We start from the raw sequence: 23,236 nt of genomic DNA, 5'->3' as shown, positions 1-23,236 counted from the left end.
TACAAGCGGTACGACTGGCACTGGTACAAGCGGTACCAGCGGTACGAGTGACACTGGCACAAGCGGTACCAGCGGTACGAGTGACACTGGCACAAGCGGTACCAGCGGTACGACAGGCACTGGCACAAGCGGTACCAGCGGTACGACTGGCACTGGCACAAGCGGTACCAGCGGTACGACTGGCACTGGCACAAGTGGTACAAGCGGTACGAGTGACACTGGTACAAGCGGTACGACTGGCACCGGTACAACCGGTATCACAGGCACGAGCACAAGCGGTACAACCGATACGACAGGCACGGGTACAACCGGTACAACCGGTACAACTGGTACGACTGGCACCGCCACAACGGGTACAAGCGGTACGACTGGCACCGGCACAACCGGTACAACCGGTACAAGCGGTACGACTGGCACCGGCACAACCGGTACAACCGGTACAACCGATACCACATCGACGCCAGCTGATACTAATTCTGGAGTGTTGAGTGCTCGGCGCGATAGCCCCAACAATTTAGGGTGGCTGGGTGCCTTGGGCGCCTTTGGTTTGATCAACTTGTTTCGGAAAGGCAATACACCCTCCCATCGGTAGTTTCGGGCGATTCCCTACGGGATAGCTTCGCTTGACGTACTTTTGAAAACAACTTAGAGGCTTAGAAATTCATGACTTCACTCAATCGCAAAAGTTTGTTCAAAAAATTGGTAACAGTTGCCGGAATTGCCGGCGTTAGTTCCTTGATAGCTGTGCCGGGATTCGCAGAATTAAACCGCCAGACTAACGGCTTAAACCAGTCGGGCGATCGGGCTTTTGATCTTGCTGATAACGCTTCCCAGGATCGTACTTCTCCTCGTTCTCCTGCTAGCGATCCGAACAACAACAACAACACTCCTGGCGGTTCTCCCAACACTCCAAATACCCCCACCAACAACACTCCCGGCCGTTCTCCCAACACTCCAAATACCCCCACCAACAACACTCCCGGCCGTTCTCCAAATAGCCCCATCAACAACACTCCCGGCCGTTCTCCCAACACTCCAACAGGTGGCGAAACTTCGCCTAATTCTCTCAGCAGCCAAGACAGAAACTTTGTCATGCAAGCAGGTCAACTTGGTATGCTCGAAGTGGAGCTCGGCAGATTGGCAGTGGAGCGCGGTTCTAGTGCAGGTGTGAAACAATACGGGCAAGAAATGGTTGAGGAACACACCCAGGCTAATCAAGAACTGATGCAGGTAGCAACGCAAAAAGGCGTAAAACTGCCAACCGAAATGAGCAGCCAGAACACAGCTTTGATGGAGCGACTTTCGGGACTCTCGGGTAGAAGTTTTGACACTGCTTACAAGCAGGCTATGATCGAGAGCCACAATCAGGCTATTGCTCTGTTTCAGGCTCAATCTCAACAGGGACAAGATGCCGACTTGAAGGCTTGGGCCACCCAGAAGTTGCCGAACCTTCAGGCGCACTTGCAAATGGTTAACCAAATGTTGGCAGATACCAGCCAGCCCCAATAGGAGGTACAGGAGGTAGAGTGCGATCGCCTAAAAGGCACTCGCACTCTACCTTTGCCGATCCGAGAGGGAACAGCAAGAGATTCTTTTAAACTCTATAATTTTTGAGAACAATGGAAGATTTTCTCCGCAGCTTGTTGGGCAGCAATATTACAGCGACGTGGCTGTTATTAATCGTAGGGTTTTGCTGGATTGCTTACATACCCGGTCGCCTGAACAATTAAAAATTATCCATTAAAACTTCAAAATTAACTAGGTAGGCACAAATAAACCTTACCGTTGAACAGACTAAGTTATAGCGTGCGTCAGAGCCTCAGATTTTCTACGATATTTCATGCCATATCTCTGACGCACCTTACAACTTAGTCTAAATTAATAATTTTTTAACAGACAGGCGTTCGATCGCCCGATCGCGGAAACAAGCAAGTGCGATCGGGCGATCGTATTTCACCCCAGATTTATTCAAACAACACAAAATTAATTAGTCCTCAGTTGCCACAAAAACACTCACAGCCGCCACAGCGATTAGCATTTCATCATTTTTATCATTCAGAGAGGCGATCGCCCTTCCTGGCACAATCATGCCTCCTTGCTCCACAATCAGAGTTTTGCTGCCAAAAGGCAGCACCGCCAACACCTCCTGTTCCCGCACTTGTTCCGGGTAAGGAACAGCCACCTTTACCTCAACAATCATCTGATTGGGGTCAGTCAAACCCGCCACTTCCCAAACCCCCAGCAAAGCATTGTGGGCGATCGCATTCCGTACAGCCCTTGCACAGGCTACAGTCGGTTCCTGTCCGTGCTGGTCTACCCCCATCCCCATTTCGATGATGAAACATTTACGTGCCATAGTTGCCCCTTGGTTGATTTTTGTTTGTAGTCGTTAGCGAAGCCCTCGAAGAGGATCGCACTCTTTCCCCAAACAATTATCAACCTAATAGACGGCTTTTGATATTATTTTATCAATCGCTCTAACAACAAAAGAATAATACCAGTCTCAAAAAAATCCAACTGTAAGCAAGCTTCAAACCCTTATCAAATCAGCCATTCTCAATCTCAAATCTCAAATGGTATAACTTATGGTAATATAACCAAATTCAGCTTTCCTAGCGGACTGCCAAACTCATCGCCAGCTTGAATCATGGATAGTTTTCTACCAATTGCCTACTTTCAAAACCAATTTCTCCCCTTTACCGACGCCAAAATTTCCATAGCCACCCACGCACTGCACTACGGAACCGGAGTCTTAGGCGGGTTGCGGGGAATTCCCGACCCCCAAAATGCCGATCGAATATTGCTATTTAGATTAGACCGCCACTGTCAAAGATTAAGTCAAAGTGCCAGCTTCCTTCACTGCGACTTACCAGCCAGCAAAATCCAACAAATAATCATTGATTTTGTCCAGAAAAACCAACCAACAAAATCATTTTATATCCGCCCTTTTATCTACACATCAAGTTTAGGAATTGCCCCGCGACTGCACAACGTAGAAACAGACTTTTTTGTCTACGGATTAGAACTTTCAGACTATTTGCCCAAAGAAGGAGTCAACTGTAGAATTAGCTCTTGGTACCGCCAAGAAGACCGCAGTTTGCCCTTAAGAGGTAAAATTAGTGGCGCTTACATTACCTCAGCTTTAGCTAAAACAGAAGCAGTACAATCCGGCTTCGACGAAGCGATCATGATGAATTCTCAGGGAAAAGTCAGCGAAGCTTCAGGGATGAACATATTTGTCGCCAGAAACGGTAAATTAGTTACTCCGGGTTTCGAGCAAGATATTCTCGAAGGAATTACCAGAGACAGCGTTATAACTATCGCTAGAGACTTAGGAATTGAAATCACAGAAAGACCAGTTGATAAATCAGAATTGTTGATTGCAGACGAGATTTTCCTCTGCGGAACCGCCGCCAAAATTACGCCAATTAACCGAGTAGAAAACTATCAATTGCCCCACAATAGACCCATCACCGAAAAGATTTTGGACAAACTAACCGGGATTATCGAAAATCGCGACAGCAAGTACAAAGACTGGGTATTTCCGATTAATCTTAATTAACCGAAAATACCTGCGATCCTAGAAGCGAGTTCACTCGTTACCAGGCAGAGCCTGGTAACGCAGATCGGGAGGCTCTGCCTCCACATTTCATGGCAGCCATGGGAGGCAGAGCCTCTGGATATCGGTTCCCAGGCAGAGCCTAAGAACCAGTTGTTTTGGAGCAGGCATCTTGCCTGCTTCCTGCTAGGAACTACCCGCACAAAAAATCCGCGTGATGGCGAATGTGATCCTCCATAAAAGTAGCTATAAAATAATAGCTATGATCGTAACCTTCCTGCATTCTTAAAGTTAGCGACTGTCCCGCTTTTGCACAAGCCTCCGCAAACACTTCCGGCAACAACTGCCCGTCAGCCAGATACGAATCAGCAGTGCCGCAGTCAATCAGAATCGGACGGTTGTATTGCACCTCAAGCACCAATTCGCTAGCATCCCAAGCCCTCCAAATCTGTTGGTCGCTGCCGAGGTAGTGTCCGAATATTTTTTGTCCCCAAGGGCAGCGCATTGGCGCGGAAATAGGCGCAAAAGCGGAAACTGAAAGATAGCGAGATCCATTTTTCAAAGCGCAAATTAAAGCCCCGTGTCCGCCCATCGAATGACCGAAAATTCCCTGTTTTTCCGGTATCGCTGGAAAATTTTCGGCGATTAAATTTGGCAATTCATCTACCACATAACTGTACATCCGATAGTGAGCATTCCAAGGTGCGGCTGTCGCATCAACATAAAAACCCGCACCACTTCCTAAATCCCAATCGTCATCTTCGCCAGGAATTCCAGTATTGCGCGGGCTAGTGTCGGGCGCAACCAGCATTAACCCGTATTTGGCCGCCAATTGTTGCGCCCCCGCTTTTGCCATAAAGTTTTCTTCCGTGGAGGTTAAACCTGATAGAAAATACAAAACTGGTACGGGTTGAGATAAAGCTTGCGGGGGCTGGTAAACAGCGAATTTCATCTCGCTGTTGCAAGCAGAGGATAGATGGCTGTAAAAGCCGAGTTTGCCACCGAAACATTTCTGTTCTTTGTGCAGTTTTAGGGATTCGGATATCATATTAATTCTATTTCATTTGTGAAGGAATTTTTTTTATTAACCGCAGAGGGCGCAGAGGAGGCAGAGAAAAGAGAAGTTATGTAGGGTGCAGCCGTGTACCTTACGGCTAGAGATAGCGCGTAAAACCACTTTTTCCGTAAGTCCTGTCTTCCTTCTTCCCTCTTCCTCCTTCCTTCAAAAACTCAAAATGTCAACACTGTGCGAATTACTTCGCCTTTGTGCATTAAATCAAAGGCTTCATTGATTTTGTCGATCGGCATTACCCGAGATACCAAACTATCAATATCAATTTTACCGTCCATGTACCAATCAACAATCTTAGGAACATCAGTTCTGCCTTTTGCCCCCCCAAAAGCGGTCCCTTTCCAAACTCTGCCAGTTACTAGCTGAAACGGGCGGGTACTAATTTCTTGACCTGCTCCCGCTACCCCGACAATTACGCTCACGCCCCAACCTTTGTGGCAGCATTCTAAAGCTTGGCGCATCACATTAATGTTGCCGATACATTCAAAACTGTAATCAGCTCCACCTTTCGTTAAATCTACTAAATAAGGGACTAAATCACCTTCCACTTCGCGGGGGTTGACAAAGTGAGTCATGCCGAACTTTTCCGCCATCTCTCGTTTGTCGGGATTCAAGTCTACGCCGACAATCATGTTAGCTCCTACCATGCGAGCCGCTTGAATTACATTCAAGCCCACCCCGCCCAAACCGAAAACTACCACATTAGAACCAGGCTCTACTTTCGCAGTATTAATGACAGCGCCGATGCCAGTTGTTACGCCGCAGCCGATCAAACAAACTTTATCAAAAGGAGCATCTTCGCGAATTTTTGCTACCGCAATTTCTGGCAATACTGTATAATTAGCGAACGTAGAAGTTCCCATGTAATGGTAAAGTTTCTGCCCGTCTATGGAAAACCTGCTGGTGCCGTCGGGCATCACTCCCTGGCCTTGAGTCACGCGAATTGCTTGACAGAGATTTGTTTTGCGGCTCAAACAATATTCGCAGTTGCGGCATTCGGGAATGTAGAGAGGAATTACGCGATCGCCCACTTTGACACTCGTGACTCCCGCCCCAACTTCTGCGACAATCCCGGCTCCCTCGTGGCCTAAGATAGCAGGAAACAAGCCTTCAGGATCGGCACCGGAAAGAGTGTAAGCATCAGTGTGACAAACACCCGTGGCTTTAATTTCCACCAGCACCTCTCCAGCCCGCGGCCCATCTAGATCAACCGTTTCAATGCTCAAAGGTTGGCCGGCACTGCGAGCAACTGCTGCTTTTACTTTCATGCTTTCTCCTGCGATCGATTTGTCAATTCACCAGTCAATATGTATTGTATTACTTAATGTCAAAATTCAGCAAATCTATGACCAAATTAATTGTAATTACCGGAGTCAGTCGCGGTCTCGGTCTTGCCATGACCGAAAAGTTTATTGAATTGGGACATACAGTTGTGGGATGCGCCCGTTCTTCAGAAGCGGTGGACAAACTCAACAAAAAATATAGTGCGCCCCATCATTTTACTTGTTTGGATGTCACCAGCGACGAGCAAGTAAAAGCTTGGGCAACAGAAATTCTGGCAAAAAATGAGCCGCCAGATTTGCTAATTAATAATGCAGGTGTAGCAAATCATCTCGCCCGTCTTTGGAAGGTCAGCAACGAAGAATTTTCCCAGGTAATTGATGTTAATATTAAAGGTACAGCTAATGTAATTCGTCACTTTGTCCCGGCCATGATTGCTCGAAAAAGCGGGATAATTGTCAACTTTAGTTCGGGTTGGGGAAGGTCAACTTCGCCGGAAGTCGCGCCCTATTGCGCTTCCAAGTGGGCAATAGAAGGACTTACGCGATCGCTCGCTCAAGAATTGCCCGCAGGTATGGCAGCAGTTCCTGTGAATCCGGGGATAATTCACACAGATATGCTGGACATTTGTTTTGGCGAAGATGCGGCAAATTACACATCAGCCAAAGCATGGGTGCAAAAAGCAGTTCCTTTTTTACTAAAATTAAAACCTTCAGATAACGGAATGCCGCTTACTGTTCCTGGATAATACAGCAACCCTTACAGGATTTGCGAACATCTCTCTTTTCTTCTCCTCAGCGCCCTCTGCGCTCTCTGCAGTTCATTAAAAAAAAATCAAAAATGAAATAAAATTGCTATATTCCCAACTCAAAACTCTTTCCCCAAATAGCCACTGTGAACTCGCCTGTCAACTTACCGTTAACCCCGCCCTCGCAAACCGAAACTCGCAAAGCAGACCACCTGCGGATTTGCCTCGAAGAAGACGTACAATTTCGCGAAACTACCAGCGGCCTCGAACGCTACCGTTTTGAACACTGCTGTTTGCCAGAACTCGATCGTACTGAAATTGACTTAACCTCCACATTTCTCGGCAAAAAACTAGCCGTTCCCCTGCTAATTTCCTCGATGACCGGCGGCACACAATTAGCCCAGACAATCAATTATCGCCTCGCCGATGTCGCTCAAGAATACAAACTAGCAATGGGAGTCGGTTCTCAGCGAATCGTTGTAGAAAATCCTCAACTAGCTCCAACATTTGCCGTCCGTCGCCGCGCTCCAGATATTCTGCTGTTTGCCAATATCGGAGCCGTTCAATTAAACTACAATTACGGTTTGGAAGAATGCCAAAAAATTGTTGATATTCTCGAAGCCGATGCTCTAATTTTGCACCTCAATCCGCTGCAAGAGTGCGTCCAAACCGAAGGCGATACTAACTTTAAAGGACTGCTAGATAAAATTGCCAAATTGTGCGCTAAATTACCAGTACCAGTTATTGCTAAAGAAGTCGGCAACGGTATTTCAGGAAAGATGGCAAAGAAATTGCTCGCCGCAGGGGTAGGTGCGATCGACATTGCCGGGGCCGGAGGCACTTCTTGGGCGAAAATAGAAGGAGAGCGAGCTAAAGATGGCAAGCAGCGCAGGTTGGGCGCAACCTTTGCCGACTGGGGAATACCAACAGCCGAGTGCATTGTCAGCACCCGCGGCGTAGCGCCGGATGTTCCTCTGATTGCCTCTGGAGGCTTGCAGAATGGGTTGGATGCAGCGAAGGCGATCGCTCTTGGCGCGGATATTGCGGGACTGGCGCGGCCGTTTCTGCAAGCTGCTGCGGAATCGGAATCAGCCGCCGCCCTCCTAGCGGAGGCTTTAATTGCAGAAATTGCCACCGTGATGTTCTGTACGGGCTGCGCTAGCTTGGAGGAGTTAAAACAATCTGGGGTTTTGGAAAGGTTAAGATAAAAGTGAGTCAGCAGTCAAAAGTCATTAGTCAGCAGTCAAAAGTCATTAGCTAATAACTAACGACAGCGGATAATTGCTAAATCCTAGTTGCAGGAATTACCAATAAAATCGTTTTCGCTGGCATCGGAATAATATTTTTCCGAGTGCAGTGCGAGCCTCCCGCTCACACGCTCGGTATCATTCCGCTTTAACCGGATTTGCTCTCACTAATGACTAATAACTAATTACCAATTATCTAATGAAAGATTTCCTAAAATATACCTGTGCAAGTTTACTGGGAACCTTCCTAGGACTGCTGCTGCTGGGCAGCATCGGATTGGGGGGACTGGTAGTGCTAATTGCTATGGCGGCATCGTCGTCCAAAGATTCGGGCCCGCAAGTTAAAGATAAGTCGGTATTGGTATTAGACCTTTCTTTAAATATTACCGACAGCAAACCGAGCCGTAGCACTGGCGCGGCGATTGAAGAAGTGCTTTCGGAAGATTCCGGCGATACAGTGACGCTGCGGACTGTTTTAGACACAATCGAATATGCGAAAAAAGACCCGAAAATAGTTGGCATTTATCTCGAAGGTAGCTCGGATGCGAGCAGCAGCGGGTTTGCCAATCTCAAAGAAGTTCGAGGGGCATTGCAGCGTTTCCGAGATGCCAAAAAACCCATTTTTGCTTACCAAATGGACTGGAATGAGCGAGATTATTACCTCGGTTCCGTTGCTAATACAATTGCAGTCAATCCTTACGGCGCTTTGGAACTCAACGGTTTTAGCAGTCAGGCAATGTTTTTCACCGGTGCTTTGGAGAAATACGGCCTGGGAGTGCAAGTGACTCGCGTCGGCAAATACAAGTCAGCCGTTGAGCCGTTTTTGCTCACAAAAATGAGTCCCGAAAATCGCCAGCAAACTCAAAAGTTGCTCGGAGATATGTGGGGAGAATACCTGCAAACTGTCGCTCCGAGTCGCAAAGTGACTGTTCCGCAACTGCAAGCGCTTGCAGATAATGGCGGAACTTTGATGGCTGACGAAGCTCTCAAAAGCAAGTTAGTTGATAAAGTTGTATACTTTGACGAAATATCGACTGAACTTAAAAAACTCACAGGAACCGATCGCGAAAACAAATCTTTCAAGCAAATTAGTTTGAAAAACTACGCGAAAATTGCTGAGGATAAAAACTCAACTCACGCTGACAAGAAAAACCAAATTGCTATACTTTACGCTGAAGGAGAGATTGTAGACGGCGAAGGGGGCCCGACTGAAGTAGGAGGCGATCGCATCGCTCAAGAAATGCGGAAAATTCGAGAAGATAACGACGTAAAAGCAGTGGTTTTGCGCGTCAACAGTCCCGGAGGCAGCGCCACGGCGGCCGAAGTCATTGGGCGCGAAGTTATGCTGACGGGCAAAAAGAAACCAGTTATCGTTTCGATGGGCAATTTAGCAGCTTCCGGCGGCTATTGGATTTCGATGGGTTCCAGCCGCATTTTTGCCGAGCCCAATACGATTACCGGTTCGATCGGCGTTTTTGGAATGCTGTTTAACGCCGAAAAGTTGGCTGCTAACAACGGCCTAACTTGGGACGTTGTGAAAACCGCCCGGTTTGCGGATACTAACACGGTTTCCCGTCCCAAAAATCCTCAAGAATTGGCGAATATTCAGAGAATAGTCGATCGCATTTACGATCGATTTATTACTAAAGTCGCCAACTCCCGCAAACTGCCGAAAAACAAGGTACAAGAAATTGCTCAAGGCAGGGTGTGGTCTGGTACGGCCGCGAAACAGTTGGGTTTAGTCGATGAAATTGGCGGTCTTGAAGATGCTGTCAGAGAGGCGGCGAAGCAAGCTAAACTCGGCGACGATTGGAAGTTGGAAGAATATCCAAAACGCCGCACTTTGGAGGAGCGAATTTTGGAAAAAATTTCAGGCGTTCACGTTTTGAAACCAGCCGCCAAACTCGACCCGCTAACGGCCGAATTTAAGAAAATGCAAGATGAATTGGCTGTGATCAAGTCGATGAACGACCCGCAGGGGGTTTATGTTCGCTTGCCTTTCAATTTGCGGATTGATTAATTAATACCAAGTCCGGGATTTTTACCCCTTTATTCTTAGTCCCCCTCTGTTGAGGCGAAAGTTATGCTCTTGAACCGTTGCAAGCGCTGAGTCTGATCGGGGTTTTTAACGCGGATTTGGTAAAAGTAGGCTGACGCATCCTACCCACAACTGAAAAACCCGGTTTCTTGAAGAAACCGGGTTTATGAATACCCTAAAAGTCTATCGACTGGGAATTGGCAATATTTATTATGCTGCACGCTGAGTTAACAATCCCCAGACGAAAAGTAGAACGATCGCACCTACGACTGCAAAAGCTATGCTGGGTAGAGTTATTGCTCCGAAGGAAGCTCCCGCGCTCGTCCCCAGCAACTGTTGACCTAGAAAACCTCCCACTAGCGCGCCCAAAATTCCTAAACCTGTTGTTGCCAGAAAACCGCCGCCTTGAGTTCCCGGATAAATGGCTTTGGCGATCGCACCGGCAATCAGTCCTAAAACGATCCAAGCAATAATACCGCCCATGTCTCTTTCTCCTGAATACTTAAACTTTTCTCGTCCCTTGTCTTATGTTCTTAGAATAACAACCGCTATCGAGCCTTTACCTCTACCGTAAGGAGGAACCGAAAGTGGTAGGATTTCTCATCAATCGTCCCAGTTTGAGGCTTTTTAATATCTCAAAAGAGTTAACCCACTTTTTCTACGGAATAAAGGTACTTATGCTCAAACCAAAAGTGAAATATGAGAATCTTTTCTGGGACTGTTTGTGTTTTACTGGTAAAAAAATTACAATAATTTTGTGAAACGAGGAAAGTTTGCGCCCGATGGATCTGACTCTGTGCATGATTGTGAAGAATGAAGAGGCAACACTGTCGCGGACTTTGGACAGCGTTAAGGGTGTTGTTGACGAAATGGTGGTGGTGGATACGGGATCGGGCGATCGCACCCGTGAAATTGCCCGAGAATGCGGGGCGAGGGTTTATGAGTTTGAATGGTGCGACGACTTCGCAGTGGCGCGCAATGAGTGTCTGAAGCACGCCCAGGGCGACTGGATTTTGGTATTGGATGCCGATGAGGTTTTGGTACCGGAGATTGTACCTCAAATAAAGCAGGCAATTGAGAGCGATCGGCTGCTGCTAATCAATCTCATCCGCCAAGAAATCGGTGCCTCTCAATCTCCCTATTCCCTAGTGTCGCGCTTGTTTCGCAATCGCCTGGATATCCGCTTTTCTCGCCCTTACCACGCCATGGTAGACGACAGCGTGGCTGAGATTTTGCAGAGGGAACCAAATTGGAAAATAGCTTCTCTCCCCGATGTGGCGATTTGGCACTCTGGTTATCAAAAAGATGCGATCGCAGGAAAAAGTAAATTCCAAAAAGCTCAAGCAGCAATGGAACGCTATATCGCTTATTATCCAAACGATGCTTATGCTTGTAGCAAATTAGGTGCGCTGTATGTAGAAAGCGGGCAAATCGGGCGGGGAATTAATTTATTAACCAAAGGCTTGACTGCCGAGGCTATAGATGATTCTATTCTTTACGAACTCAACTATCATTTGGGAATTGCTTATCGCCAGCAGCAGCAGTTTGCCAAAGCAAAAGAACATTATCAAGCGGCAATTAATACCAATATTTTCCCGCCGCTCAAGTTGGGTGCTTACAATAATTTGGGCAATTTGCTCAAAGATGAAGGAGATTTGAAATCTGCTGAAAAAGCTTACAAAGCAGCTTTAAAAATTGATCCCAGTTTTGCAGTAGGTCACTACAATTTAGGACTGACGCTGAAGGCAGCCGGAAATTTAGCAGATGCGATCGCCTATTACCGACAAGCGATAAAAATCGATCCCGAACACGCGGAAGCTCATCAAAACTTGGCAGTAGCCTTGCTCAAAATTGGCAAAATGCCAGAGAGTTTAGCAGAATTCAAAAGAGCGATCGCCCTTCACGAACAGCGCCGCCCTTTTGAAGCAGAACGCCTGCGCCGGGGACTGCAAGAAATGGGTTTAATGTAACTGAAATTATGGCTTTTATGGGCGGGCAGGATGCCCACCCCACAATCAAATTATCGGATTGTGGAACAGTCATCTTGCCTGTTCATTAAAAATATTCCAAGATATGATATCGTTTCCGGTTGCATCGGAATAATAAAATCGAGTCAACAGTTAACACTCAACCATTCAGTTTTTCGACCCGCCCGTCAACAGTCAACAGTCAACAGTCAACAGTCAACAATAATTCCGGTGCAACCGGAATTGATATGAGATGCAAGCAGCAAAATCAACCAATTATCTCTACTTTGCCGCTATCCAAATCGTAGCGGCCCCCAACAACTTTAAGCTGGCCCGCTTTGACTGCTTCAGCTAAAATAGGCGACGATGATTGTAAGTTATTTACATTCATTTTCACATTAGCTCTGACTGCGTTATCCCACGCATCGCCTGTTTGACCTTTGGTCGAATCAACTGCCGGTTTAATCGCCGCCACCAAAGTGCTAATGTGACCCGGCACAGCTTTGCCATCTAAAGCTGCTTTGACAGCACCGCAGCGTTCGTGACCCAGAATTACTAATAGTGGCACGCCTAATTCTAAGGTGGCATATTCTATATTCCCGAGAACCACATCGTCGAGAAAATTGCCAGCTACTCGGATATCAAATAAATCCCCCAATCCTTGGTCGAAAATAATTTCGGGAGCAACGCGCGAATCAGAACAAGCCAGGATGGTTGCAAACGGATGTTGACCCTCTGCTACTTCTACAATCCGCGATCGAGCTTGGTCGGGAAATGTCCGTTTTTGCTCAATGTAGCGTTGATTTCCTTCCATCAATTTCTTAAGAGCACTGTTAGGAGTAAGCTCAGAGATTGCCTCGGCCTTTGCTGCTTCGGCTTGTAAAAACGCAGGTGCCAAGCTTGCCGCCAGCATCCCTGCACCAGCCTTCAACATTAAATTACGTCTCGAAATCATGCCTCTATTTCCGCTTTCAGTCATTGCTTATAACTCGGTTCAATTGTTTAATTTTTTCTATTTTATAGCATAATATCTACCGCAAGCTTGGCCCGACTTATTTGATTTTTCTTTACACGCCGTTCCGGCACAATGTAAACTTCACAAAAGTGACCAATTTTTATTTCATTCATATTTTATTTAGTAAAGTCAACTGCGGTCATCCTTCTGCAGACAGGGGATGCTAGAATGTATCTAAAACGACAATTATTTATCAATGGCTCGAAATGTCCTACGTCGCCAGCATTCATATCTATCCGGTCAAGTCCCTTGACGGCATAGCAGTCAGTCAAGCCACTATTCTAGCCAGCGGATCTCTAGAAGGCGATCGCTCTTTTGCAATCTGCGATGCAGCAGGAGAATTTGTTAACACTAAGCGCAACAGCGGAGTCTGTTTTCTACGCTTATCCTTTGACATCAAAAAGAGAATTGCCGGCCTGAAAATACAAGACACCGAACAAGAATTTTTTTTTCATGTAGATAGAGAACGCCCGGGAATAGAATCTTGGTTGAGCAACTACTTCGGTTTCCCCGTCAAGTTAATTGAAAACTTGCTGACAGGTTTTCCCGACAATACCGCTGCACCAGGGCCAAGCATTATCAGTACCGAAACAATTGCCGAAGTTGCATCTTGGTTTCCGAGAGTTTGCGTTAACGAGATGCGCCATCGCTTGCGAGCTAATATTGAAATAGGAGATGTCCCGGCTTTTTGGGAAGACCAACTTTTCTCACAAGCCGATGAAATTGTTAGGTTTAAAATAGGGACAGTAATATTTGAAGCTATTAATCCGGCTCAGTCATATATCCTGTCTGCGCGAAATTATGGGGCGAAACCAGGCGATCCCAATTTTAAAAATATACTAACAGCCAAGCAAAAGGAAATCATGCCTGACTTGGTAAAAAAAGGGCATTTAAATCACTTTAGTCGGCTGATAGTTAACACACGAGTCGCACCTCACGCAGCAGAAAAAATATTACACATAGGAGACGAAGTTCACATTCTCAGCGCCCGCAACTCTCTATTGAATACCATTTCTGATTAGTTGTAGGGTACGAATCCGATCAAGCCGGCGGCAACTCCAAAGTAAGTTGACCCAAAACACCAGTTCTAAAATCGTTTAACATCTGCCGCGCCGTTCGTTCGACATCTCCTTTATACCTGTCTTTTGCTACCTCGTGCAAATAATCTTCACCATTACTAGATGCTGCATCTAATTTATACCTGGATTTGAAACCAGATAGTGATATCAACGTGTCATCAGCCGCCTCCAGCCCTTGGAGCAAATCTACCATCGCTGCTGCTACTACCTGATTGTCGTAAGCTGCTTCGCCAATATCTTCGCAAATAGCTAATTTTATGGCATTTTCTTGATTGTTAATTCGGGTTGGGATCACTCCCGGGGCGTCTAATAATTCTATTTCGTCGGAAATACGAATCCATCGGAGCGATTTAGTTACTCCAGCTCTGCGAGCACTATCTACCACTCTGCGCCCTAACAGCCGATTAATTAAAGCAGATTTTCCCACATTGGGAAATCCCATTACCACTGCGCGGACTGGACGGGGCAGCATTCCTCGATCGAACCTTCTTTTATTTAGCTGCACCCCAGCATTCTGCACGGCATCCGCCACAGCGTCTACTCCTTGACCGTGCTCGGCATTAGTAAAATACGCAGTTTCCCCCTGGGCCTCAAACCATGTTTCCCACGCCTCGCGCGATCGAGGCGTAATCATATCCATGCGGTTGATGACCAATACTCGCGCCTTGCCGCCCACCCAACTCGGCATTTGGGGGTGATAAGTAGCCAATGGAATGCGGGCATCTCGGACTTCGAGTACCACATCTACCCGCTTTAGCTGTTCTTTTAATGCCCGTTCAGCTTTGGCAATGTGACCGGGATACCATTGAATTTTCATTAGTTATTAGTTATTAGTTATTAGTTAGTTAGTCGTTAGTTGTCAGTTGTTAGTTGTTATTGGTTGAATGACAACTAACAACTACCGATAACAACGGTCAACAGTCAACTGTCAACAGTCAACTGACAACTGTCAACTGACTAAGGCACAATCAAAACTGCACAAGGAGACAGATTGATCACCCGAGTGGTAACGCTGTCAGACGCCCCATCATCGGTTAAACCCATCCCCCGACAGCCCATCACAATCAAATCGGCCCCAATTTCGTCAGCCACATCGCAAATCGTGAAAGCAGGTTTGCCTTCCCGTTCGATGATTTCAGCTTCAATTCCCTGCTGGGAAAACATCGATTGGGCCTCAGAAAGAAGTTTGGCGACTGCTTCGGGGGAAGTCATCACCTCTCGCGCGGGGGCGTCGGCCTCCTCGGCTGGGGGCTCGACTACCGAGAGAATAACTAAGCGAGAGGCGTAGGTTTTCACGATATTGACCACCTTTTCGGCAGCTTCGCGGGCTTCTCGGCTTTGATCTACAGGAAATAAGACAGTCTTGAACATACTGCGCATCTCCGGGACGCGGACTCCGATAAAATGTTTACGTTGAGCCAATCAGTGCCGTTTGTTTCATCTTCCGTTTTTTGTACGGACGCGGTTGAATGCGTCCGAGGCCCAAGTGCAAGTGACCAGTGCCGCCATTTCAACGGAATTCGACAAAAACACACATATTAGGAGGTTAATCCTGTGACAAAAAAAACTGTAGCAAATTTATCGGCATCGGACTTATCGGGCAAACGGGTATTGGTGCGCGCGGACTTTAACGTGCCGCTCGACAACGGCAATATCACCGATGATACTCGCATCCGGGCGGCTCTGCCGACAATTCAAGATTTAGCGTCCAAGGGCGCTAAGGTGATTTTGTGCAGCCACTTCGGCCGTCCCAAGGGTGTGACGGAGAAGTTGCGCTTGACACCGGTTGCTAAACGGCTGTCGGAATTGTTGGGTAAAGAAGTCAAAAAGACTGATGACTGCATCGGCGATGAAGTCGCTGCTACAGTCGCCGCGATGCAAGATGGCGATGTGCTGTTGCTGGAAAATGTCCGCTTCTACCCAGAGGAGGAGGCAAACGACCCAGAATTTGCTAAGAAGTTAGCTTCTGTGGCCGATTTGTATGTCAACGATGCTTTTGGTACTGCTCACCGGGCTCACGCTTCTACAGAGGGCGTTACTAAGTATCTGAGTCCTTCTGTGGCTGGGTTTTTGATGGAAAAGGAACTGCAATATCTCGGCAGTGCGATCGACAATCCTCAGCGTCCTTTAGCTGCTATTATCGGCGGTTCTAAGGTTTCCAGCAAGATTGGAGTCATTGAAAAACTGCTCGAAAAGTGCGACAAACTGCTGTTGGGCGGTGGCATGGTTTTCACGTTCTACAAAGCTCGCGGCTTGAACGTGGGCAAGTCTTTGGTGGAAGATGACAAGCTGGAATTGGCGAAGTCTTTGGAAGCTAAAGCGAAGGAACGGGGAGTTACTTTTCTGTTACCTACTGATGTGGTAGTTGCTGACAAGTTTGCTGCTGATGCTAACACTCAAACTGTCTCTGTTGAAAGCATCCCCGACGGTTGGATGGGTTTGGATATCGGCCCGGATTCAGTGAAAACTTTCCAAGATGCTTTGGCCGATTGCAAAACGGTAATCTGGAACGGGCCGATGGGCGTGTTTGAGATGGAGAAGTTTGCTGTGGGAACTGAAGGAATCGCTCATTCTTTGGCTGGACTTACTAAAACTGGTACTACCACAATTATCGGTGGTGGTGACTCGGTAGCGGCTGTGGAACAGTTGAATTTAGGTGAACAAATGAGCCACATTTCTACTGGTGGCGGTGCTAGTTTGGAGCTGCTCGAAGGTAAGGAATTGCCTGGTGTTGCTGCTTTAGATGAAGCTTAATTAAGTTAAGTAGGGCGGGCAAAGCCCGCCTTGCTGTCAGCAGGTCTAAATCCTTGGCTGCGAATCATTTTTTTGAATATTTACCGCAGAGGGTGCAGAGAACCCAGAGCAAGAGAAAAGAGAGAAAGATATCGGTTTAAAGTCTAGAGTTTGCTAGTATAATTTGTTTGAAGTAGCAGTGAGGTTTGTTTGTGAAACTTAAACTCTTGGCAACTGTAACGGCAAGTTTAGCTTTGTTTGGGCTGGCAGCTCCCGTTAAAGCTCAAAATCCAGATCATGTTAGGCAATTGCTGGAAACTAAAGAGTGCGAGGGCTGTGATTTGAGAAATGCTGATTTGTTCGAGGCTAGCTTGTACAGAGCTAATTTAAGAGGAGCCGATTTAAGCGGAGCAAATCTTTATGAAGCTAATTTGCTAGAAGCGGATTTAAGTGATGCTAATTTGGCAAATGCTAACTTAGTTAATGCCGAGATGTACGGTGCTGAATTGAATGGTGCTAATCTGCGAAATGCGGATTTGTCTAATGCTTTTTTGGGGCGAGCGAATCTGACGAGTGCGGATTTGCGCGGTGCTAAACTTTTTAATGCCAATCTGGGGGAAGCTTATCTGCTGCAAGCTAATTTGTCGAATGCCGATTTGAGGCGATCGCTGTTGTTTAGAGTTAATTTGCATCGTGCAAATTTAAGCGGAGCCGATATGTCTTTCGCCGATGTGCGCGATACTAATTTGCAGAATGCTATTTTGTCAAATACTAGGCTTCCTGGGGCTCAATTGACCGGGACAAATATTGATGCGGCGAATAACGTGCGGCAGGCTGATTTGGAACGTGCCAACTTGCGAGGTACGAATTTGGGGTCAGGGGTTTGCGTGATCGCTACTTTTCCTTATTGTGTTTTGAATGTGGAATAATCTGCTTGCTGAGTGCGTCAGCCACACATTTTTTTTGCAGCTACGGGGCTTTTGGATGCCGCCCAAAAACGGATAAAAGCCCCCGACTTTAGCCGTGGAAAGATCAAAATTTTAGACTAAAGTTCCAGCTCCCAGATGAATCTCTAGGGTAAATCTAAAATCTAAAATCTAAAATCTAAAATCCACTGACTGGCTGGCGCACCCTATGTTGAGATCCGAGCTAAGTTTGAGGTGGTTTGTATCCTCTTTCTAGGGCAAATCTCACAAGCTGGGCACGATTTTCTAACTGTAATTTACTGAAAATACTGCCTAAATGAGCTTGCACAGTCCGGGGGCTAATAAACAGCCGATCGCTAATTTGTTTGTTAGTATAACCCTGGATCACTTCCCAAAAAACTCTTTCCTCGGCTGGGGTTAAAGGCAAAGGTGCAGGTGCTGGCAATACTGCCACCAATTGTGGTTCCACCGCCCTACCGCTAGAAGTTTGAAGCAGTCGGACAATCTCGGCGTGAATGCGGTGAGAGCGCTCTAACTGCGCCTTTACCTTAGCTAAGATTTCTTCAGACTGAAAAGGTTTTACCAAATAATCGTCAGCTCCGATCGAATGACCTTCAACTTTTGACTCCAACTCGCCTTGACCCGACAAAAATATAAAGGGGACTAACTGTCCCAAACGGGTAGTTCGCAAACGGCGACAAAACTCAAACCCGTCCATTTCCGGCATCATGACATCTGAAATTACCAAATCTGGGGGGGCATTTTCAAAAATCGAGAGCGCCTCAACCCCTGAATTAGCGCATTCCACCCGATATCCTTGACTTTCCAAGTACATTGCTAAGACTGTTTGACAGTCTGCTTCGTCGTCAACCACTAATATTCTTTCCATGACAGGCTTGCACCAATTCCAGTTGGACAGTTCTTGAAACTGCCAGTCCCAAAGTAGGAACTTAAATGAGTTTACCTGCTGCCACTTGATGAAGGCTCGCAATTTCAAGACGCCACAATTTCTCAAATATTCCAATTAGGGGCGCCGAGGGCATAAAAGGGGAAGCAGTAGAGGAATATGGGGAACAATCTCCTTCTTTGATTCGCCGATCATCAAAAGCTACAACTTTTTATGAGGTAGCGTCAACTTTTATGCAGAAAATAGAAGGTAAAAGAAAGAATTTTATCCTATTATACAGAAATCTTGGTGACACTTACACTATTCCTAGACCCGACATTGAAAGGTTTTTAGATTTTTCGGGTTCGGACACAGGTACAAAAGGGACAACGCCAGCAGGTCCTGCTGCTGGGGACGGCGCCAACAAACTCTGGCCGGCAACCAACATACTTTCAATTATCGCTGCTGGTTCGGGGCGGCTGAACAGATAGCCCTGCATGATATCACACTGATGTTGTTTCAAAAAATCTAGTTCTGGTTCTGTTTCCACTCCCTCAGCAATTACAGTCATATTCAAACTGTGACCCAGTAAAATTACTGCTGTAGTAATAGCAGCATTTTGAGGATCTTCGTTGGCATTACGGACGAAAATTCTATCGATCTTTAAACTGTCAAAAGCAAATTGCTTGAGATATCCTAAAGTAGCGTAACCGGTGCCGAAGTCGTCAATAGCAATCCGAATTCCTAGAGCTTTAAGTTCATTTAAAGTAGCGCCTGCTACTGTCGCATTTTCCACCAAAGCGCTTTCGGTCATTTCTAATTCTAAATTAGCAGGCTCTAAACCTGTAGTTTCCAATATTTGCACGATTCGCGCCTTGAGTTCCGGGTCTGACAACTGTCGGGCAGACAAATTTACTGATATTGTAAAGGGCGAAAACCCTGCCGCCAGCCAACTAGCGGCTTGAGCGCAAGCTGAAAGCAGTACCCACTCGCCAATCTGAATAATTAAACCTGTTTCTTCTGCTAAGGGAATAAATTCGACGGGAGAAATTATACCTCGATCGGGATTTTGCCAGCGCACTAAAGCTTCGGCGCCGATAACTTGGCCGGTAGCAATATTCACTTGTGGCTGATAGTATACCTGAAACTCACCTTGTGCCAAAGCGTGGCGCAGCAAAGCTTCGAGAGCAAACTTTTCAGGAGAGAGGGTCGTAACCTTAGTGGAGTCGTTAACTAAATCTTTGAGTCTGGCTTCTGCTTGGTGAAGCGCGACTGTCAGCGGTTGAATAATAGTTTGGCGTTTCAAGACGCGAGAAGCAATGGCTCCCAGCAATTCACCCTTGGTAAACGGTTTTGTCAGGTAATCGTCTGCCCCCAAATCCATCCCCCGACGAAAATCGGTTTTGTCACTTTGAGCCGTGAGGAAAATAAATGGAATTGTTGCAGCTAGCGAGTTTTGCCGCAGAGTCCGCAACACGTCATAACCGTCGAGTTCCGGCATCTGCACATCGCACAAAATTAAATCGGGTATCTCCGAAAGTGCCATCTGCACCCCAGCTCGACCGTTTTCCGCTGCAATGACCCGGTAGCTGTGAGATTCCAGGAGTTGCAGAAGAGTTTCCCGGATTAATTCGTCGTCTTCAATCACCAAAATTTTGAGCATGATACTTAGATAACAGATGGCACTATATATCTGAACCTGACTAACTCTAGCATACTCAAACTAGCAAATTAATACTTCAGCTAATTAGCCAATAAATGATTAGCCAAATGGCGGAATATTTCTCCTCGGTTCTTAAGTCACAATCAAATCACTGCCCAAATAGGGAAGATTTCGATCTTTTTTAAGAGCAGAAAACTGTTGCGCCCGAATACTTTAATAAACTTTTATTACAAAATAGCCGAGATTTCTCATAAAAAATTTTTCAGCTAACAGTTTCAGTGCGCGGATGCCGGAAATTACTCCGGCAATCACTTATATGAGGTCCGGTTAATTGTTCATAATTAGTCTGTATTTGTACTGACAACTATAGTCTTATCTCAATGGATGAATCAGGAGGCAGAGTCCTGAGCGCGCCCAAAAAAGGATACTTGCTTTCAGACAACAGTCGTCGAGAGATAAAAATTTTAGATTAAGGTTCAACCTGCCAGATTCATCTGTGAAGTGAATCTAAAATCTCAACTCTCAAATCGACTAACGGAGAACTTAATTATGCTTCTCTAACCGGAAATCATATTATCCACAACCTTAATTCACAGGCTTAGTTGAATTCGCGCAAAACTTTTCATCTACAATTGCAGAATTGATAGTGACAGCGTGCATGGATGATGACGGAATTATCAGGTCTTGCGGAACTACCACGGTCTTTTTACAAACCAGCTCGCTACTGCCTACAGAGGCAAAGTTCCAAGCATAAAATTCGGGAGTGCTGACTGTCGCATTGGCCGGATGTAAACCTAGTGCAGTCACTAATACTAACCCAAAAGTCACTAAAGCTACGATCGCGAATCTCAGCATATTCTTTGTTTGAACCCGACAACTTGTCTGATTGGTATTACCTTATTATTGCCTGGGTGGATAGAGAGCGTCAATAGCAGTTATTCCGCCGTCAGGTTCAACTCGTAAGCGATCGGCTCAGATGCTTGAGAAACTACCACGAATTCATAATAACCAGCATCATCCAGCAATCCAGACCAACTAAGCCCCTCTGCATCTTCCAGCAAAGCTCGCGCGCCCTTTGTCCGCCCCGGAGTATAAATTGACAGTAGAGTAGATTTGCGCGGTGCTTGCAAATTCACGCGCAAAGTTTGATTTTGAGCGAACCTGGCAATGTAAGCTTTCCCTTCTCCGGGTTTGAGATTGCCTGTGAGACGTTTGCTGTTCGATAGGCGGTCAAATTCAACGCTTTCGACAGTTGCTCCAGCCTGTAAGGCTTCGAGTTCGTCGGCGGTAATTGCTTGCCAAATTTGTCCGATCGGCAAACCAATGATATTGCGATCGCGCGGCTGTTCGGGAAACCAATAAAAGAACTTAGCATCAGCCAAATCGTACAAAGCCCGACTGCTCAAATTCAGCTTGTTAACCTCAGTTTTCCAGCGATCGAGATCGGTGGTGTCGTAAGTACCCAACCGCGCTCTAGCGTCGCTGCTGAGGTTTTCCAGCTTATCGAGCAACTCGTCGCCGATTTTCTGCCACCTTTCGCGCCACTGGCGATCGTCATCGCCTTCTTTTAACAGCCGTCCGCCCAATTCCGGGTATTTGGCATAGAAAGTCTCGTCCACAAGGTTGACGTAACCGCTATAGAATCGATCGTCAATTTTGAGCTTTACAAAGCGATCTTGCAAAGCATCTTCTTGCTGCTGCTTGGGGCTTGAAGGCTGGGAAACTTTCTGGACTTTTGATAGATTTAGCAAAGAATTGCCCGCCAACCAACCAATTCCCCCCATACTTAACAGCACCGCCACCACAAACAAAACCATTTTCCAAGCAGGCATCTTTTTCTGATTGCCAATAGCAGCAACTCGCACCGGAGTTCCCGGCAGTTTTGGCGCGGGGGCGGGCACGGGTATAGGCGAGAGATCCGGCGGCTGCGTGATCCCAAAATCCGGGGCTGGCGGCAAAGGCGGCTGTAAAGGCGGATTGCCGGAGAGAGCGAGCATTACCTCGCGAGCCGAGGAGTAACGCTGGCTCGGCTGTTGAGCAAGCATTTTATCCAGCACCAGGGACAAATTCGGAGACAGAGAACATTCCGCCCGCCAGTTCCAATTCAGCGTTTGGCTGTCGAGCAACTGATGCGGTTCCTTCCCTGTCAGCAACACCAAAACCGTGGCCGCCAGAGCGTACAAATCGCTGTGGGGAGAGACGATACCCATCTGCATCTGTTCGACGGGAGCGTAGCCGAGCTTGCCGATGCGAGTCGCGGGGGCGAGAGTGCCGTTAGCCTCAGCGAAAAGAGACTCTACGGTGGCGGCGACTTGTTTTACTCCGCCGAAGTCGATCAGCACGGGCATCCCGTCAGAACTCCGCAGAATCAGGTTGTCCGGGGATATGTCGCGGTGAATCACTCCCAAAGAGTGAATGTATTCGAGTACGGGCAAAATCTGCTGCAGCAATTGATTGATTTCTGCTTCTATAAACCGCAAACCCTGACGCTTGCGGGCGTCGAGCAGAAAGCGGTAAGTTTGACCGGGCACGTAGTCTTGGACGAGAAATAGGTAGCCTCGATCGCTGATACTGACGCGGAAGAGTTCGCGGAAGCGCGGAATTTGATTGTGTTGCAGCTTGTAGAGCACTCCCGCTTCCCGCTCGAACAGTTCCTCGGATTTTTGTAAAGCGTAACTTCCGTGTACTTGGGGCGCAAATTCTTTTAAAACGCAGGGTTCGTTAAATCGGTGGGCATCTTCAGCGAGGTAGGTGCGCCCGAAGCCTCCGTGTCCCAATTCGCGGACGATGCGGTAGTGGTTGTTGAGAGTTATGCCGGGGTAGATGGGATTGTTCATTGGAACTTGCTGCGTCGGATTTTCACGCTTGACTGAGACTAGGAGTTTTGGGCGATCGCTGAATTAATCTTGACATAGTGTGTCAGTGTTTATTAGTCGAGCGGCAGCTTGGGTATCCCCTGTGGTTATTGTGAAAACAGCGGTTTCGTGCTATGGAAGTTTATCCACTGCGACATATTTTCGAT

General features: G+C 46.9%; 20 protein-coding genes and 1 pseudogene. 10 read left to right on the top strand and 11 right to left on the bottom strand.

Annotated features, from left to right (window positions below):
- Both QUB33_RS14840 and QUB33_RS14835 read left to right on the top strand, forming a co-directional pair.
- Positions 1-592 (top strand): annotated as a pseudogene (locus QUB33_RS14840) (hypothetical protein); the annotation flags it as partial.
- A gap of 71 nt (positions 593-663) precedes the next feature.
- A complete protein-coding gene (locus tag QUB33_RS14835; protein WP_333351377.1) occupies positions 664-1,509 on the top strand; it encodes a DUF4142 domain-containing protein in 846 nt (281 codons plus the stop codon).
- A 478-nt stretch (positions 1,510-1,987) separates the two neighbouring features.
- On the opposite strand, the gene QUB33_RS14830 is transcribed toward QUB33_RS14835, so the two are convergent.
- Complete coding sequence (locus QUB33_RS14830) at positions 1,988-2,356, bottom strand: Lin0512 family protein (RefSeq protein WP_333351376.1); 369 nt, start codon at positions 2,354-2,356, stop codon at positions 1,988-1,990.
- Between the two features lie 291 nt (positions 2,357-2,647).
- Between QUB33_RS14830 and QUB33_RS14825 the strand changes: the two genes are divergently transcribed.
- Positions 2,648-3,562 carry a branched-chain amino acid transaminase gene (locus QUB33_RS14825; RefSeq protein WP_333351375.1) on the top strand — a complete coding sequence of 305 codons (915 nt, stop codon included), beginning with the start codon at positions 2,648-2,650 and terminating at the stop codon, positions 3,560-3,562.
- A 190-nt stretch (positions 3,563-3,752) separates the two neighbouring features.
- Here QUB33_RS14825 and fghA read toward each other — a convergent pair whose 3' ends face one another.
- Both fghA and QUB33_RS14815 read right to left on the bottom strand, forming a co-directional pair.
- Positions 3,753-4,607, bottom strand: coding sequence for an S-formylglutathione hydrolase (fghA, locus tag QUB33_RS14820; protein WP_333351374.1), 855 nt, complete (start codon positions 4,605-4,607; stop codon positions 3,753-3,755).
- 182 nt (positions 4,608-4,789) lie between these two features.
- The gene (locus QUB33_RS14815; RefSeq protein ID WP_333351373.1) at positions 4,790-5,899 is read right to left on the bottom strand and encodes an S-(hydroxymethyl)glutathione dehydrogenase/class III alcohol dehydrogenase; all 1,110 of its coding nucleotides are present in this window, start codon (positions 5,897-5,899) and stop codon (positions 4,790-4,792) included.
- 77 nt (positions 5,900-5,976) lie between these two features.
- Here QUB33_RS14815 and QUB33_RS14810 point away from each other — a divergent pair, with 77 nt between their 5' ends.
- The 3 genes from QUB33_RS14810 (at position 5,977) to sppA (ending at position 9,927) form a co-directional block, all read left to right on the top strand.
- Positions 5,977-6,660 carry an SDR family oxidoreductase gene (locus tag QUB33_RS14810; protein ID WP_333351372.1) on the top strand — a complete coding sequence of 228 codons (684 nt, stop codon included), beginning with the start codon at positions 5,977-5,979 and terminating at the stop codon, positions 6,658-6,660.
- Positions 6,661-6,806: 146 nt separating this feature from the next.
- Positions 6,807-7,868 (top strand): type 2 isopentenyl-diphosphate Delta-isomerase, encoded by a 1,062-nt coding sequence (fni, locus tag QUB33_RS14805; RefSeq protein WP_333351371.1) that lies wholly within the window; start codon positions 6,807-6,809, stop codon positions 7,866-7,868.
- Between the two features lie 238 nt (positions 7,869-8,106).
- Positions 8,107-9,927 carry a signal peptide peptidase SppA gene (gene sppA, locus QUB33_RS14800; protein WP_333351370.1) on the top strand — a complete coding sequence of 607 codons (1,821 nt, stop codon included), beginning with the start codon at positions 8,107-8,109 and terminating at the stop codon, positions 9,925-9,927.
- A gap of 228 nt (positions 9,928-10,155) precedes the next feature.
- Here sppA and QUB33_RS14795 read toward each other — a convergent pair whose 3' ends face one another.
- Positions 10,156-10,428, bottom strand: a complete 273-nt coding sequence (locus QUB33_RS14795; protein ID WP_333227812.1) for a GlsB/YeaQ/YmgE family stress response membrane protein — start codon at positions 10,426-10,428, stop codon at positions 10,156-10,158.
- Positions 10,429-10,727: 299 nt separating this feature from the next.
- Here QUB33_RS14795 and QUB33_RS14790 point away from each other — a divergent pair, with 299 nt between their 5' ends.
- Positions 10,728-11,915: a tetratricopeptide repeat protein gene (locus tag QUB33_RS14790; protein ID WP_333351369.1), complete on the top strand. Its 1,188-nt coding sequence runs from the start codon at positions 10,728-10,730 to the stop codon at positions 11,913-11,915.
- Positions 11,916-12,180: 265 nt separating this feature from the next.
- Here QUB33_RS14790 and QUB33_RS14785 read toward each other — a convergent pair whose 3' ends face one another.
- On the bottom strand, positions 12,181-12,891 hold the full coding sequence (locus tag QUB33_RS14785; protein WP_333351368.1) for a carbonic anhydrase: 711 nt from the start codon (positions 12,889-12,891) through the stop codon (positions 12,181-12,183).
- 242 nt (positions 12,892-13,133) lie between these two features.
- Between QUB33_RS14785 and QUB33_RS14780 the strand changes: the two genes are divergently transcribed.
- Complete coding sequence (locus QUB33_RS14780) at positions 13,134-13,949, top strand: MOSC N-terminal beta barrel domain-containing protein (protein ID WP_333351367.1); 816 nt, start codon at positions 13,134-13,136, stop codon at positions 13,947-13,949.
- Positions 13,950-13,968: 19 nt separating this feature from the next.
- Here the strand turns inward: QUB33_RS14780 and ylqF are convergent, their stop codons facing one another.
- A complete protein-coding gene (gene ylqF / locus QUB33_RS14775) occupies positions 13,969-14,823 on the bottom strand; it encodes a ribosome biogenesis GTPase YlqF (protein WP_333351366.1) in 855 nt (284 codons plus the stop codon).
- A gap of 140 nt (positions 14,824-14,963) precedes the next feature.
- Entirely contained in the window at positions 14,964-15,377 is a 414-nt protein-coding gene (locus tag QUB33_RS14770) for a universal stress protein (protein WP_333351365.1), read from the bottom strand.
- Between the two features lie 183 nt (positions 15,378-15,560).
- On the opposite strand from QUB33_RS14770, the gene QUB33_RS14765 reads away from it, so the two are divergent.
- Together QUB33_RS14765 and QUB33_RS14760 are read left to right on the top strand one after the other, a co-directional pair.
- A complete protein-coding gene (locus QUB33_RS14765) occupies positions 15,561-16,760 on the top strand; it encodes a phosphoglycerate kinase (protein WP_333351364.1) in 1,200 nt (399 codons plus the stop codon).
- Positions 16,761-16,951: 191 nt separating this feature from the next.
- Complete coding sequence (locus QUB33_RS14760) at positions 16,952-17,668, top strand: pentapeptide repeat-containing protein (protein WP_333351363.1); 717 nt, start codon at positions 16,952-16,954, stop codon at positions 17,666-17,668.
- A gap of 220 nt (positions 17,669-17,888) precedes the next feature.
- Here QUB33_RS14760 and QUB33_RS14755 read toward each other — a convergent pair whose 3' ends face one another.
- The 4 genes from QUB33_RS14755 to QUB33_RS14740 all read right to left on the bottom strand — a co-directional run bounded on the left by QUB33_RS14755 (position 17,889) and on the right by QUB33_RS14740 (position 23,051).
- A complete protein-coding gene (locus QUB33_RS14755; RefSeq protein ID WP_445240148.1) occupies positions 17,889-18,662 on the bottom strand; it encodes a response regulator in 774 nt (257 codons plus the stop codon).
- Positions 18,663-18,867: 205 nt separating this feature from the next.
- The gene (locus QUB33_RS14750; RefSeq protein WP_333351362.1) at positions 18,868-20,214 is read right to left on the bottom strand and encodes an EAL domain-containing response regulator; all 1,347 of its coding nucleotides are present in this window, start codon (positions 20,212-20,214) and stop codon (positions 18,868-18,870) included.
- 585 nt (positions 20,215-20,799) lie between these two features.
- Positions 20,800-21,069 (bottom strand): hypothetical protein, encoded by a 270-nt coding sequence (locus tag QUB33_RS14745; protein WP_190662916.1) that lies wholly within the window; start codon positions 21,067-21,069, stop codon positions 20,800-20,802.
- Between the two features lie 80 nt (positions 21,070-21,149).
- Complete coding sequence (locus QUB33_RS14740) at positions 21,150-23,051, bottom strand: serine/threonine-protein kinase (RefSeq protein WP_333351361.1); 1,902 nt, start codon at positions 23,049-23,051, stop codon at positions 21,150-21,152.
- Positions 23,052-23,236: the final 185 nt, after the last annotated feature.

This window comes from Microcoleus sp. B3-A4 (genome assembly GCF_036705385.1).
Lineage (GTDB): Bacteria > Cyanobacteriota > Cyanobacteriia > Cyanobacteriales > Microcoleaceae > Microcoleus.
The sequence above is the reverse complement of the archived record's forward strand: the minus strand, read 5'-3'. Positions and strand labels throughout refer to the sequence as shown.